Origin of the sequence: Nocardia yamanashiensis NBRC 100130, from assembly GCF_001613325.1 — a bacterium.
Lineage (GTDB): Bacteria > Actinomycetota > Actinomycetes > Mycobacteriales > Mycobacteriaceae > Nocardia > Nocardia yamanashiensis.
The window spans coordinates 26176-38971 of the sequence record NZ_BDCD01000005.1 but is presented as its reverse complement, the minus strand read 5'-3'; the positions used below and the strand labels follow the sequence as shown (position 1 = coordinate 38971).

Below are 12796 nucleotides of genomic sequence, written 5' to 3'. Positions count from 1 at the left end.
CCTTTCCGCTGCGCCGATTACCTGGTGTCGACAGTATCCCGGGGAGTCAGCTCGAAATCAGCCAGGTCGACCCCGGCGAGCTGGCGGGCGTACTGGGTCCCGAACCCCGGGTACATGGTGGCATTGAAACCGTCCTCGGTGAGATACCAGCTGCGGCAACCCGAATTCCAGGTGGTCGCCGACAATCGCCGCTGAATTCCGGCGTTGTAGCGGTCCTGCCGATCGCGGCGCGGTTCCAGCATGCGCAGGTCCCGGTCGAGGATGAGCCGGATCGCATCGGTCAGATAGTCGATCTGCGCCTCCATGTACACCAGCGCCGAATTGTGCCCCGGCCCGGAATTCGGCCCGAAGGTCAGGAACAGATTCGGATAGCCCGCCACCGTGACGCTCTTGAAAGCGTATGCGCCGCCCCGCCATTCGTCGGCGAGAACCCGGCCGTCGCGCCCCGTCACCGGAATCGGCGTGCCCTGTTTGGACACCTCGAACCCGGTCGCGAACACGATGCAGTCGAAGCGGTGCTCGATCCCTTCGGCGGTGCGAATCCCGTGCGGCGACAATTCCGCGATGGGCCAGGTGATGAGTTTGCAGTTCTCGCGCTGCAACGCCGGGTAGTAATCGCTGCTCATCAGCAGCCGCTTGCAGCCCGCCCGGAAATCCGGGGTGAGCTGACGGCGCAGCCACGGATCACGCACCTGACTCCGCAAGTGCAGCAGCGAGATCCGCTCCACCACCCGGGTCAATGGCGTATTCCACACCACTCCGAGCGCCACCGATTCGTGCCCCCAGAACCAGGCCTCGCGCGCCAGCGATTGCGCGGCGGGCACCTGCCGATAGAGCTGCTTGGTGACCGGATTGGTGCGCCGATTCAGCCGCGGCAGCACCCAGCCGGGCGTGCGCTGGAACACCTTCACCGCAGCGGCCCGCTCCACCAGCTCCGGAATGATCTGCACCGCACTGGCTCCGGTGCCGACCACGGCGACCTTCTTACCCGTGAAGTCGTAGTCGTGATCCCAGCGGGCACTGTGAATCTTGTGCCCCTCATAGCTGTCGATTCCGGGCAGATCCGGGAACCCGGCATTGGACAGCGGCCCCGAGGCGAGCACGATACTGCGCGCCTTCACCTTCCGCCGACCGGCCGCGAAACCGATGCTCCACAATCCCGAGGTCTCGTCGAATTCCACCCCGGTGACGGTGTGCCCGAATCGGATCGAGGGCCCGATACCGAACTCCTCGACCATGGAATCGATGTATCCGAGGATTTCCGCGCTGCCGGAGTAGGTGTGCGACCAGTTCGGATTCGGCGCGAAGCTGTAGGAGTAGAGCCGCGACGGAATATCGCAGGCCGCCCCGGGATAGGTGTTGTCCCGCCAGGTCCCGCCGACCCGATCCCCGCGCTCGAAGATCAGGAAGTCGCTGATGCCCTTCTGCCGCAATCGAATAGCCGCCCCGATGCCCGCGAATCCGGCCCCGATGATCGCCACGTCCAGTGGCTTGACCGCCGCGCTCATGCGACCGGCTCGTAGGTGAGTTCCTGCGACCAGGTCGGTTCGGCGGGCAGCAGCCGCTCGGGAATGCGTGCGGTCAGCTTGACCATGGCATCGGCGAACAGGTGATAGGGATGGTCCCGGTTGATCACCCAATTGCTGTGCATCTTGACGATCCGGTACATGGGCACTCGATTGGCGAGCGGGGTGCGCTCCCCCACCTGCTTGAACCGGAGCATCGCCGCGTACAGCTTCTCCTCGTTCACGCCCATCTCGACGATATTGTCGCGCATCTTGTTCAGCAGCGGCACATAGCTGAGCACGCCGATCAGCAGCGACGGTTTGATCCACCCGCCCACCAGATCGATGGCGAGTTTGCGGGCGCCGGCGTGCCCGAGCAGTTCCATGACCGCGTAATCGGTGGCCAGATGCCGGGATTCGTCATTGTTGATCCGCTTGAACACCTCCTGCGCGACCGGATCCTCGATCTCGTCGGTGATGAACTTGATCAGCGCACCGTCCAGCGCCACCTCCAGCATGGGAATGACGGTGCCCAGGAACGACAGCGACATGCCGTCGGCGTGCTTGTCCAGGAAGTCGATGACCAGCTTCACATTGATGTTCGGCGCCGGGATCTCATCGCCGTCGAGCATCCCCCAGCGCCGCATCAGCGCCAGTTCGGCATTGGCGTGCCGCTGTTCCTCGGCGTGGAAGTACCGGTAGATCTCGGCCAGCACCGGGGTCGGCGCCTTCTTGGCCATGGCCGCGAACCCGCGCGCCCCCACATTCTCGATCCACATGAGATCGGCCAGGAACGGCTTGAGCTTGGCGTGCAGTTCCGGCTCGATGAGCTCGGCTCCCGGTGCGTCCCAGTCGATATCGGCCAGCGCCCACTGCTTGGACTTGATTTTGGCCAGCATGGCGTCGAAGTCGAACGACATCAGCGGACTCCTGTCTTCTCGATGGTCGCGCCGGCCGGATCGTCCTGCGGCAGGACACGATTCAGCACGCCGAGCGCGCGGGTGTAGAGGGCGGGGAAATGCCGTTTGAGCTGCCAGACGAGCTGGGCGTCCAGCTGCGGCAGCACATACAACGCACCCCGGTCGTGGGCGTCGAGCGTGGTGGCGGCGACGCGCGCGGGTGAGAAACCGGTCCAGCGCATGAGTTCGCTCGCCAGCCGCGAGGATCCGGAGGTGATGCGGCCGTCGGCGACCACATTCGTCTTGACGAAGGTCGGGCACAGCGCGGTGACCGTGACGCCGGTGCCGGACAATTCGGCGGCCATGGTCTCCGACAGCGACACCACGCCCGCCTTGGACACGTTGTACGCGGCCATCCCCGGCGCGGCCGCGAACCCGGCCGCCGAGGCGACATTGATGATCCCGCCCCGCCCGGCCGCCCGCAGCTGCGGCGCGAAGATCTCGCACCCGTGCACCACGCCCCACAGATTGATGCCCAGCGCCCACCGCCAATCGTCCAACCCGATGTCGCCCACCGGTTTTCCACCGATGCCGACCCCGGCATTGTTGATCACCAGCGTGGGCGGCCCACCGAACACCAGTTCCGCGTGCAAGGCCAAGCTCTCCACGTCCTCACGACGTGACACGTCACAGAACAGGGAATGCGCGGTCCGCCCGTGCTCACGTTCGATCAGCCGCACAGTCTCATCAGCACGTTCCTTGTCGATATCCGCACACAGCACCTCCCCGCCACGCGCGGCCAGCTCGAGCGCGAACGCCCGGCCGATACCGCTGCCCGCTCCGGTCACCACCGCCTTCGCCTGATGGGAGCGCCGCGGTCCGCCCAGCGCCAGGGCGATTTCGCCGATCGGCCACATGATCAGACCGCCTTTACCCGAGTTGTCGAATCGTGTTGCGCGAGAGCCGATGCCACGAATGCCGCGGCTCGCCGCAGCGCGGCCTCGGCTTCCGGGACCAGTAGCGGCAGCGCCTGGAAGACGTGAATCCGGCCCGGCCAGAGTTCGAGTTCGCACGGCGTCCCGGCCGCCGCGGCCATGGCGCCGATCTGCCGGGCATCGTCGGCGAGCATCTCACCGGCACTGGCCTGTACGAACAACGGCGGCAGGACCACTCCGGCCGGGATGACCAGCCGCAACCGCGGTGAGTCGGCGGGTGCGCCCGCGGTGTACTTGGCGATCAGCCTGCGCCCCACCCATGCCGGGGCCATCGGATCGGGCAGGACCCGATCCCGGCTCTCGGCCGCGGTCAAGGCCGGGTCCAGCAGGGGCGAGAACATGAACGCCCCCGCCGGCTGGGCCGCTCCCGCCGCATGGTGCTGCAACAGCAGATCGAGCGTGAGGTGGCAGCCCGCGGAATCCCCGCCGATCACGAGATTCTCGGGCCGGTACCCCTGGGCGAGCAGCCACTCGTAGCCGGCGGCCGCATCCTCGGCGGCCGCCGGAAACCGATGCTCGGGCGCGAGCCGATAGTCCACGACGAACACCGCCAGCCCGGTCGCTTTCGACAGCCGTGCGGCCAGCCCGCGATGGGTACGCGCCGAGCACACCACATACCCGCTGCCGTGGATGTAGTAGATGGCCCGCTCGCTGTGCTCGACCCCGGCCGCCCGCACCCATTCGCCGCGCACGCCGCCCGACCGGACCCGGGTTACCCGCGTCCCCGGCGGGACCGGCCCGCCCGCAGCCATGATCGCGGCGATCAGCCCGCGCCCGGCGGCGATGCCCAGCCGATTGTCCGGCAACAACGCATTGACCTGCCGCAACCCCATCACCGATGCGACCGCGGCAACCCGCGTTCGCACCGATTCCCGCTCGGGTACCGCCGTGGCGACCTGGGGCGAGGAGGTCGCCATTGACCCTCTTCTCGTCATACGCCACAGCATCATCGATCAATGTGCCATTAGTCAATGGCAAATATGTGCCCGAACCGTGATCCGCCTCAGGCGTTCGGCTGCCTGCGGGTGATGACCACGGGTTTCACCTCGGCCGGGATGGCGTCGAACGCCGACACCGGGATGCCGAAGGACGCCGCGAGCACATGCCGCGGCAGGCTGTTGATCGTGCCGACGATGCCGATATCGTCGTTCGGCTCCTGGGTACTCGAATTGAAGATCACCAGCACATCCAAAGGCTCTGTGTCACTGGCGTTCTCGAAATAGTGGAAGAACCCTTGCGGTGCGAACACCAGATCGGTGGGACCGGCCTCGAACAGCTCGTTGTGATACGACCCGTCCGGATGCGTACCCAGCATGCTCCACCGCGCCCGCCCGGCGATCACGTAATTCAATTCCCACGCCGTCGGATGCCAATGCGGCTCCCGCACCCCGCCGCCCTCCAGATGCACGAAATACACCGCTCCCTGCTGCCCGCGCAACACCGGAAAGTTGTCCTCGTGCGCCCCCTGCAGGGTTCCGCCGTCGAACTCGCTGGGCACTGCCTCGGAAAAGCGGAACAGGTACGGGTTGTCATCTCCCATGGTCGAACTCTCCCTTCGGTTTCGGCGCACATGTGGTCGCGAACCCCGAGTGGGCGGGCCTGTCCCGAACGTGGCCGCCGAATGAGGGCCCACCCGATCAGATTAGACCTACTGGTCTTTTGTATCGGTGGAGCGCCGAGCGGCGATATCGAAGCGGACCTGGGTCGGCCTGGGCGGCACGGATTGGGTCGACAAACTCGGTCGTGAATCCGAGCCCGTGAGATCCGAGGCTCAGTAGGCGGCGACTGCGCCGTCGAGTGCGGCTTGCAGTTCGTCGCGGGCGATGCGCGTGATGTCGGCGGGTTGGGACGGTAGTTCGCCGATCGGCATGCCGAAATAGAAGCTGGCGGAGCGGACGTCTGTCTTGCTCAGTTCCGCGGCGGGATCCGGGCGGGGGCCGTAGCTGAGGCCGAGGCTGACCAGCACCGGGTCCGCGGCGAGGGTGCGTGCGCGAGAGACGATGTGGCCGATGCCGCCGCCCAGTTCGAGCACCCGGGTGTGGTCGATGTAGTTGCAGGTGCCTTCGGGGAACAGGGCGATGCTGTCGCCGCGCGCCAGGACCACCGCGCAGGTGTCGATCAAGCGTTCCGACGCGGCGTTGACCGAGGAGCTTTCGTGGTCCTTGCTGCGGAAGACCGGCAGGCCGCCCATCATGTCGAGGGTGCCCCGCATTTTCCGGTCGGCGAATACTTCGTGCTTGGCCAGTACCCGGGTGTGCCCGATCACGGGGCGCAATGGGCTGCGCCAGGCCGCCGCGCTCACCGTGTAGGGGTCCTTCTCCGACAGGTGGTTGATCGAGATGATCAATGGCCGGCCGTCGGAGATGAAGTCCCGCAAGGCTTTCCGCGCACTGTCCGCGTAGTGCACGCGCGGCTGGAAACGTCGCCCGAGCAACCAGTACGCGGCTTTCGCTTTCACCAGATTCTGTCGATGATCGCGGTAATAGTCGTACACGGCGTCGGTGTTTTCGAGGCTGACCTCGGGCGGTTCCATGACCACAGCGTATCGCCAGCAAATAAGTGGTGATCGCCGTGCGGTGCCAGTGCTCAGCGGTCGGCGGCGCGGAGCGGCGCACCCACTTCGTGCAGGTGTTTCAGCGCCTCGCGGTAGGAGGAGATCAGCCCGGTCTCGTGGTAGGCGACGCCGATCTCGGCGCAATAGGCGCGGACGATCGGCTGGGCCCGGCGCAGGTTCGGGGTCGGCATGCTCGGGAACAGGTGATGCTCGATCTGATAGTTGAGCCCACCGAGAGCGATATCGGTGAACGTCCCGCCGCGCACATTGCGCGAGGTCAGGACCTGCCGGCGCAGATAGTCGGGGCGCTCGTCCCCGGTCAGCGTCGGCATGCCCTTGTGATTCGGGGCGAAGATGCAGCCCATGTACAGCCCGAACAGCGCCTGATGCACCACGAAGAACGCGACCGCTTTGTCCGCCGGCAACACCACCGCGAGCGCCGCCAGATACGCGATCGCATGAACCAGCAGCAACCCGCCCTCCAGCCCGCGATGCTTCAGCGACCGCCGCCGCAGCGCCCGGACACCGGCGACATGCAGATTGAGCCCCTCCAGCAACAACAATGGAAAGAACAGAAAAGCCTGCGCCCGCCCGATGATTCGAGCCAACCCCCGGCTACTGCGTGCCTGCCGCTGCGACCAGACCAGAATGTCCGGCGCCACATCCGGATCGAGTTCCTCGTGATTGGGATTGGCGTGATGCCGCGTGTGCTTGTCCTGCCACCACCCGTACCCCAGCCCGATCCCCGCGTTCCCGACCACCCGCCCGGCGATCTCCGTGGGCCGCCGCGTCCGGAACACCTGCCGATGCGCCACGTCATGCATGACGAGCGCGACCTGAGCGAATGCCACCGCCAGGAACGCGGCCACCGCGAGCGTCCACCACGAGTCGCCGACCAGCACGAATGCCACCCACCCACCGATGAAGGCCAACCCGACCAGGCTCAGCCGGATCGCGTAATAGCGTGGCCGCCGCTCCATCAGCCCCGCCGCGGAGACCCGGCGCAGCAGTCGAGCGTAATCACCGTCGGCGCCGCGTCGAGATGACGTCGGAGACGGCTCGGGAACCAAGGCAGATGTCGTCATGAGATCTTTCCTGAGAGCTGAATCAGCGATACTCCCCGACGCTCGTAATCCGCTGCGGGGATTGACGATTCGAAGCTATCGACCGGATTCTCGTCCGTTGTAGTACCGCGGTACGGCACGGCATCCCCCTGTGGCGTGAGGCCACCCCGGGCAACCCACCGCGCCCCTGTAACGCACAACGGCCAGTTTGTGACGTAAGTCACGTAAGGGCGGTCCGTGGCACGCGCGACGGTCCGCCGAAGCTCGAATTTCGCGTGGGCCTATCAGGGTCGGGGTATCGAACCCCACGCTGATGGAGGTCGTGATGAGATCGCTCGGCAAGAAGACACTGATCAGCCTGTCGGCAGCCACGCTGCTCGGCTCGGCGGCACTGATGGGCGCCGGGCCCGCAGCAGCGGACCCGTGGCAGGACCCATGGCAAACGGAATGCAATGCCTACCCGGTGAACAACACCTCGGCGTATTCGACCTGCAACTGGTTCGGCCGGCAACACCAGGTCAAGATCCAATGCCGCTACTGGTGGGGCTGGTTCGGCAGCAGCTGGGCCACCTACGAACGGCGCGGCCCGGTCGTCTGGGGCCCACAGCAGTCGTGGGCGCACTGCGACACCCCCGGCACGCTGCAGAGCTGGGAGGTCGTGACCTACTGGTGGTAGCGGCAGGCCCGCGTGCCGTCGCATTCGATGGCACGCCGGAGTCAGGAATTATCGAATACCGCCGCGCATAGCGGGTAAATCGCCGGTGACCACCAACGTCGAGCGGCGAAGGAGACGCCTGTGCGGGCACCCGGCGCGGCGGAGTACGTCCCACCCGGCGCGGATATCGCCGACCTGCGCGCCGCCGCCCGCGCCTGCCACGGCTGCGACCTCTACCGCCACGCGACCCAAACCGTCTTCGGCGAAGGCCCCGCCTCCGCCGACGTGGTCATGGTCGGTGAACAGCCCGGTGACCACAAGGATATCGACGGCCACCCCTTCGTCGGCCCCGCCGGCCGCCTACTGGACCGCGCCCTGACCGAAGCCGGCATCGATCGCGACCGCCTCTACCTGACCAACGTCGTCAAACACTTCAAATTCGAAGAACGCGGCAAACGGCGGATCCACAAACAGCCCGGCCGCACCGAGATCGTGGCCTGCTCACCCTGGTTCGACGCCGAAATCAACGCCGTCCAGCCACAATTGGTCGTCTGCCTGGGCGCGGTCGCCGCACACGCCGTGCTCGGCCCCACCTTCAAGATCACCGCCGAACGCGGCGAAACCCATACGGCCGAACGATTTTCGGTGATCGCCACCGTTCACCCGTCCGCGGTCCTGCGCGCCCCCGACCGCACCGCGGCCTACGCGGATTTCGTCCGCGACCTGCGCCGGGTCGAAGCCGCGATCCGCGGCCTGCGCGGCACCGCATAGCATCCCCGCGCAGGGCCGGATAAAGAAGAAGAGCAGTTCCCGGTGAGGGGAACTGCTCTGGCTTAACTGTGTCCGGAGGGGGACTTGAACCCCCACGCCCTAATACGGGCACTAGCACCTCAAGCTAGCGCGTCTGCCATTCCGCCACCCGGACCGGTGGTGCTCAGCAAGGTTATCGGATCAGACCGCGTGGACCAAATCGGCCTGTTTCCTGCGGGTTTGTCGAACCTGGGCGAGGCCGGGAGTGGTTGCCGCCGGGCCGGATTCCGGCCGGCGGCGACCTCCTGGCATCAGGCGTTCAACGCCTCCAGCAGTGCGGCGCGCTGGCGCGAGCCGAGTCCGCCGATGCGGCGATCGGCGGGGATCTCCGCCTCGTCCATCAGCTTGGCGGCCTTGACCGGGCCGATGCCCGGCAGGGCCTTGATGACCGCGGCCACCTTCGTCTTCTTGACCAGGTCCTCCTTGTCGGCACGCTTGAGGACCTCGGCCAGGCTGACCGACCCCTTCTTGACCTGCGCGATCAACTCGGAGCGCGCCTTGCGCACCGCGGCGGCCTTGGCCAGCGCCTCGGAGCGTTGTTCGGGGGTCATGGTGGGCAGAGCCATATGTCCTTACCTTTCACTCGTTCGCTGGTACGTCGCCGACGAGTAAACAGGACACCGGCCGCCACGCGGTTACGACACACCGCGCGGACCAGGGGAACTACTCCAGCGATCCCGCTTAGAGCCTCCGAAAACGCAGGTCATCCGACCAGAAGTTAGCTGGCATGGACACCTGGCAAATACCGGGTTCAACCTGCGCCGCAGGGGCTACGGTGGGCCGCGACAGCACATGCGCACCGGTGGAAGGCGGGGCAATGAAGGGGTCGTACTCGTACGCCGAACCGGTATCGACCGCGCCGCCCCTGGCCGACTGCTACAGCGGTGTCGAGCCGCTGACCTGGAACGGAGCCAAGGTCTATCCGCTGCACAGCGCACCGATCGGGCTCTCCCCCACCACCGTGAGCCTGAATCTGCGAGCCGTCGCACCGCGGCGCGGGGTGCGCAGCCTGGGCATCGGGCTGGCGGTGGACGCCGGTTACGTGCTGCTGAGCGGTCGCCAGTTGATGGGGGTTGACGTCTGGAGTGATGCCATGACCGGCGGCATCGACCTGCAGGTGTGCCCGACCGCCGACGCCGTCATCACCCTGACCCCGGTCTGGGTGGACGACACCGGCGCGGTGCTGTCGTGGTCGGGCAATTACGGCATGCTCGTCACCCGCGAATCCGCCTGCACGGTCCTGCACTGCAGCACCGGCGTCGGTCCCCCGGATTTCGGTGAACTGGTCGTCGAACTGACCACCGCGACCACCCCGCCGCCGCCCGAACCGCCCGCCGAACTCGGTCGCTACCAGGGCGCGCTCTACGACCTCGGCGTGGCCATGCACGGCCGCGGCGAAGTCCAGCAGGCGTGCGAATTATGGCGTCAGGCAGCAAGTTTCGGCCACACCGGCGCCGCCTACGATCTCGGCGTGGTGCGTTTCCGACAGGGTGAATTCGCCGAAGCCGAACGCTATTGGCGCAGCGCCGCCCACGACGGTGACGTCCGCGCCATGGCCGGCCTGGCCGCCGTGCTGGAACGCCGCGGCAATATCAGCGAAGCCCGCGTCTGGAGAGCCGCTGTCGCCGCCGAACAGTGACGCAACTCACACATATCCGGCGAATATCAGGGTCCAGCCAGGATTGCCGCCGGGTCGCGGCGCTCTACGCTGACGGGCGATCGCGCCGACCCCCTCCGGCGCGCCACGATCCGAAGGACTGACCATGACCACCCTGCGCTGGGCCACCGCCGCGGCCGCCGCCACCTTCGCCGTGACCCTGCTGTCCGGCTGCTCCGACGTCGAGAAGGCCCTCAACAAGGGCGGCGACACCAAATGCAGCGAGTACCTGACCCAGAGTGCCGACACCCAGCGCATCACCGTCACCAAGTTCATCAAGCAGCAGTCCGGCGACGAATCCGAACCCGCAGGCGTGACAGTCGATTTCACCATGGCCTCCGTACAAGCCCTCTGCAAGGTCCAAGCCAACGGCGACACCCAGATCAAGAACGCTGACATCGCAGGCATTTTCGTCAAGAAGTAACCCCCTGCACCCAGGCTCCGCCGCAGGTCAGACCATCGATTTCCGTTCTGCGGCAAGCCTCGGCTAATCTTTGTGTCACATCACCGGTCCGGGTGGCGGAATGGCAGACGCGCTAGCTTGAGGTGCTAGTGCCCGTATTAGGGCGTGGGGGTTCAAGTCCCCCTCCGGACACCGCGAATCCTGAATCCCTCTGCATCGCAGAGGGATTCAGTGTTTCTCCGGGTGCATCGACGGCCGACGCGAAGTCTTCCGGATGCCTCGCCCGTCTGTAGCGGAAGCGAAACGCGCGCCGCGAGCCCCTGCAATGAGCCGATCCAGGGCAATCTTCTGGCAACCTGATGCCGTGGGTGCGCTACTGGGTGAACTGTTGCCGCTGGCGGTGGGTGTGGCGATTTCGCCCATCCCGATCATCGCGGCCATTCTGATGTTGTTGTCCAGCAATGCCGGTCGCGCGAGTCTGGGTTTCGCCGCCGGCTGGGTGGCAGGCATAGTCGCGGTCACGGCCGTAGCCGCGGCGGTGGCGCAGGCGGGCGATGGCCAACATGCCGGTGGATCCACCTCTCCGGTCATCGCCTGGGTCAAGATCACACTCGGAATCGTGCTGGTACTCCTGGCCATTCGCCAGTGGCGCGGCCGCGGCGACGGCGAAGAGCCGGGCTGGATGAAAGCCGTCGACCAGCTCGGCACACTCAAAGCCGCAGGACTCGGTGCGGCACTCGCGGCAGCGAACCCGAAGAACCTCGTACTAGGACTGGCCGCAGGCGCGACCATCGGCGGAAGCGGACAGACCTCCGGCACAGCAACCGTCGCAGTGGCCGTCTTCACCCTGATCGCCGCGTCCACCGTGCTCGGTCCGGTACTCGCCTACGCCGTGGCCGGTGACCGGATGCGCGCCACCCTCGACAACCTCAAGAGCTGGCTGCAAACCTACAACGCCCAGGTGATGGCCGTGGTGCTGCTGATCCTGGGTGCCAGCCTGACCGGTAAGGGCTTGGCCGGCTTGTGAAAATGCGGCGCAGTCAGTCCTGGAAGTTCACTCGGACCCAGGCGAGCATCGCGTCATAGCCGTCGTGATTGTTCAGTGAGAGCGCGATGTTGTGCCCGGACCCCGGCTGGACATGGGCCTGCAGGTTCGATTGCGGGCCGTAGAACAGCCGCTGCGATTCCACGACCTGTTCCGCAGTGCAGGCGGTGTGCTCCGGCGGACTGCAGAAAAACGAGTCGGATTCGCCGACGACCAGCAGGGCCGGGGCCGAGATGGGGGCGAGGGCCGCCGAGACCCAGGGGACGGGAATCGTCATCATCTCGCCGACAGTGTCGGTCTGCTTGTAGCGCTCGTCGGCCGCGAGCAGCTCGGGGTCGTAGTTGCCCGCCTTATAGAAAAAGGAACGGCTACCCGGGGTCATAGTGAGGTACAGCGGCAGAGAATCCCCCTGTGGCACACCGTTTTCGGGTGCGGCGACGCCGTGCCGGGCGAGCATTCCGACGCTCGCGACCACGCCGGGCGGGATGAGCCATCCGGTCGCGATCACCCCGTCCACGTCCCGGTAGACCGCGGCTTCCTGTTCGGCGATCAAGGTGCCGAGGGAGTGCCCGACCGTGACGACCTTGTCCCAGCGCGCGCCCAATTCGCCGTCGCGCACCGCCTGCACGAGTTGGTGCACGGTGTCGGCATGGGTCACGGTCGTGAGTTCGAGGGCGGTCGGGCGCGAACTGTTGCCGGTCCCGAGCCGGTCGATCGCCAGCGTGGAATAACCTGCCGCAGCGGCATATCGGGCATAGGAGTATTTGCCGTCGAATCCCGGCATGTCCCAGTAATGATGGTCGTAGGTGATGCCGGGTATCAGCACCTGAAGCACCGTCGACGGACCGCCCGCAGGGTCGCAGATCTCGCCCCACATCCGTTCGGTCCGCCCGGCCAGCTGCACCGGAATGTTCACCTCGCGACAGACGGTGTCGGCTTCGGCGTGGCCGCGCGCCGGCGCCATCGTCATTCCGGCCGCCGCGATCGCCAGTGCCAGCGCCGCGCGCACCATTGTTGTCATCGAATTCCCCCGATCGACTGCTCCCGGCGTCATGCCAGGCGCTTAACTGCAACCGGTTCTAGTGAACTTGTCAAGCGATCAGTACGGGTTCGCGACCACAGTGAGGGCCGCTCCGCCGGGGCGGCTCTCACTGTGAGCCTCGACAAAATCAGTGGCATCTGCGTAGCAAATTGATTAGCCTAAGGAAA

At 66.4% G+C, this 12796-nt stretch carries 14 protein-coding genes and 2 tRNA genes; 6 read left to right on the top strand and 10 right to left on the bottom strand.

The genetic code is table 11. The annotated features are described in order from the left end of the window. Positions 1-17: 17 nt before the first annotated feature. The 7 genes from NY1_RS05160 to NY1_RS05130 all read right to left on the bottom strand — a co-directional run bounded on the left by NY1_RS05160 (position 18) and on the right by NY1_RS05130 (position 7038). Positions 18-1508, bottom strand: coding sequence for a flavin-containing monooxygenase (locus NY1_RS05160; protein WP_067708988.1), 1491 nt, complete (start codon positions 1506-1508; stop codon positions 18-20). Beyond that, positions 1505-2425 carry a ferritin family protein gene (locus tag NY1_RS05155; protein ID WP_067708987.1) on the bottom strand — a complete coding sequence of 307 codons (921 nt, stop codon included), beginning with the start codon at positions 2423-2425 and terminating at the stop codon, positions 1505-1507. The genes NY1_RS05160 and NY1_RS05155 overlap by 4 nt, the downstream gene beginning before the upstream one ends. Next, positions 2425-3321 carry an SDR family NAD(P)-dependent oxidoreductase gene (locus tag NY1_RS05150; protein ID WP_067708986.1) on the bottom strand — a complete coding sequence of 299 codons (897 nt, stop codon included), beginning with the start codon at positions 3319-3321 and terminating at the stop codon, positions 2425-2427. The genes NY1_RS05155 and NY1_RS05150 overlap by 1 nt, the downstream gene beginning before the upstream one ends. A 2-nt stretch (positions 3322-3323) precedes the next feature. Beyond that, positions 3324-4316 carry an alpha/beta hydrolase fold domain-containing protein gene (locus NY1_RS05145; protein ID WP_067708985.1) on the bottom strand — a complete coding sequence of 331 codons (993 nt, stop codon included), beginning with the start codon at positions 4314-4316 and terminating at the stop codon, positions 3324-3326. A gap of 86 nt (positions 4317-4402) precedes the next feature. After that, positions 4403-4939: a cupin domain-containing protein gene (locus NY1_RS05140; RefSeq protein WP_067708984.1), complete on the bottom strand. Its 537-nt coding sequence runs from the start codon at positions 4937-4939 to the stop codon at positions 4403-4405. Between the two features lie 231 nt (positions 4940-5170). Beyond that, positions 5171-5932 carry a lysophospholipid acyltransferase family protein gene (locus NY1_RS05135; RefSeq protein WP_067708982.1) on the bottom strand — a complete coding sequence of 254 codons (762 nt, stop codon included), beginning with the start codon at positions 5930-5932 and terminating at the stop codon, positions 5171-5173. A 53-nt stretch (positions 5933-5985) separates the two neighbouring features. After that, a complete protein-coding gene (locus NY1_RS05130; protein WP_067708980.1) occupies positions 5986-7038 on the bottom strand; it encodes a fatty acid desaturase family protein in 1053 nt (350 codons plus the stop codon). 304 nt (positions 7039-7342) lie between these two features. On the opposite strand from NY1_RS05130, the gene NY1_RS05125 reads away from it, so the two are divergent. Together NY1_RS05125 and NY1_RS05120 are read left to right on the top strand one after the other, a co-directional pair. Beyond that, on the top strand, positions 7343-7693 hold the full coding sequence (locus NY1_RS05125) for a hypothetical protein (protein WP_067709196.1): 351 nt from the start codon (positions 7343-7345) through the stop codon (positions 7691-7693). Between the two features lie 120 nt (positions 7694-7813). Continuing rightward, a complete protein-coding gene (locus NY1_RS05120) occupies positions 7814-8443 on the top strand; it encodes a UdgX family uracil-DNA binding protein (RefSeq protein ID WP_067708978.1) in 630 nt (209 codons plus the stop codon). Positions 8444-8512: 69 nt separating this feature from the next. On the opposite strand, the gene NY1_RS05115 is transcribed toward NY1_RS05120, so the two are convergent. Together NY1_RS05115 and mihF are read right to left on the bottom strand one after the other, a co-directional pair. Then, positions 8513-8597 (bottom strand) — tRNA-Leu (locus tag NY1_RS05115). Between the two features lie 136 nt (positions 8598-8733). Then, positions 8734-9048 carry an integration host factor, actinobacterial type gene (mihF, locus tag NY1_RS05110; RefSeq protein WP_067708976.1) on the bottom strand — a complete coding sequence of 105 codons (315 nt, stop codon included), beginning with the start codon at positions 9046-9048 and terminating at the stop codon, positions 8734-8736. Positions 9049-9299: 251 nt separating this feature from the next. Here mihF and NY1_RS05105 point away from each other — a divergent pair, with 251 nt between their 5' ends. From NY1_RS05105 to NY1_RS05090, 4 genes are all read left to right on the top strand, one after another. Then, a complete protein-coding gene (locus NY1_RS05105; RefSeq protein WP_067708974.1) occupies positions 9300-10121 on the top strand; it encodes a tetratricopeptide repeat protein in 822 nt (273 codons plus the stop codon). Between the two features lie 124 nt (positions 10122-10245). Continuing rightward, the gene (locus NY1_RS05100; RefSeq protein ID WP_067708972.1) at positions 10246-10563 is read left to right on the top strand and encodes a hypothetical protein; all 318 of its coding nucleotides are present in this window, start codon (positions 10246-10248) and stop codon (positions 10561-10563) included. 86 nt (positions 10564-10649) lie between these two features. After that, positions 10650-10734 (top strand) — tRNA-Leu (locus tag NY1_RS05095). Positions 10735-10906: 172 nt separating this feature from the next. Next, positions 10907-11569, top strand: a complete 663-nt coding sequence (locus tag NY1_RS05090) for a GAP family protein (protein ID WP_067708970.1) — start codon at positions 10907-10909, stop codon at positions 11567-11569. Positions 11570-11582: 13 nt separating this feature from the next. On the opposite strand, the gene NY1_RS05085 is transcribed toward NY1_RS05090, so the two are convergent. Next, positions 11583-12608, bottom strand: a complete 1026-nt coding sequence (locus tag NY1_RS05085; protein WP_169815308.1) for an alpha/beta fold hydrolase — start codon at positions 12606-12608, stop codon at positions 11583-11585. Positions 12609-12796 lie beyond the last annotated feature (188 nt).

Excerpts from the sequence above, each read along its gene's own strand:
- NY1_RS05125 (WP_067709196.1), top strand. The coding sequence starts at position 7,343 with ATGAGATCGCTCGGCAAGAAGACACTGATCAGCCTGTCGGCAGCCACG.
- NY1_RS05150 (WP_067708986.1), bottom strand. The coding sequence starts at position 3,321 with ATGTGGCCGATCGGCGAAATCGCCCTGGCGCTGGGCGGACCGCGGCGC.
- NY1_RS05135 (WP_067708982.1), bottom strand. The coding sequence starts at position 5,932 with ATGGAACCGCCCGAGGTCAGCCTCGAAAACACCGACGCCGTGTACGAC.
- NY1_RS05160 (WP_067708988.1), bottom strand. The coding sequence starts at position 1,508 with ATGAGCGCGGCGGTCAAGCCACTGGACGTGGCGATCATCGGGGCCGGA.
- mihF (WP_067708976.1), bottom strand. The coding sequence starts at position 9,048 with ATGGCTCTGCCCACCATGACCCCCGAACAACGCTCCGAGGCGCTGGCC.
- NY1_RS05105 (WP_067708974.1), top strand. The coding sequence starts at position 9,300 with ATGAAGGGGTCGTACTCGTACGCCGAACCGGTATCGACCGCGCCGCCC.
- NY1_RS05140 (WP_067708984.1), bottom strand. The coding sequence starts at position 4,939 with ATGGGAGATGACAACCCGTACCTGTTCCGCTTTTCCGAGGCAGTGCCC.
- NY1_RS05130 (WP_067708980.1), bottom strand. The coding sequence starts at position 7,038 with ATGACGACATCTGCCTTGGTTCCCGAGCCGTCTCCGACGTCATCTCGA.
- NY1_RS05145 (WP_067708985.1), bottom strand. The coding sequence starts at position 4,316 with ATGGCGACCTCCTCGCCCCAGGTCGCCACGGCGGTACCCGAGCGGGAA.
- NY1_RS05085 (WP_169815308.1), bottom strand. The coding sequence starts at position 12,608 with ATGACAACAATGGTGCGCGCGGCGCTGGCACTGGCGATCGCGGCGGCC.
- NY1_RS05100 (WP_067708972.1), top strand. The coding sequence starts at position 10,246 with ATGACCACCCTGCGCTGGGCCACCGCCGCGGCCGCCGCCACCTTCGCC.
- NY1_RS05155 (WP_067708987.1), bottom strand. The coding sequence starts at position 2,425 with ATGTCGTTCGACTTCGACGCCATGCTGGCCAAAATCAAGTCCAAGCAG.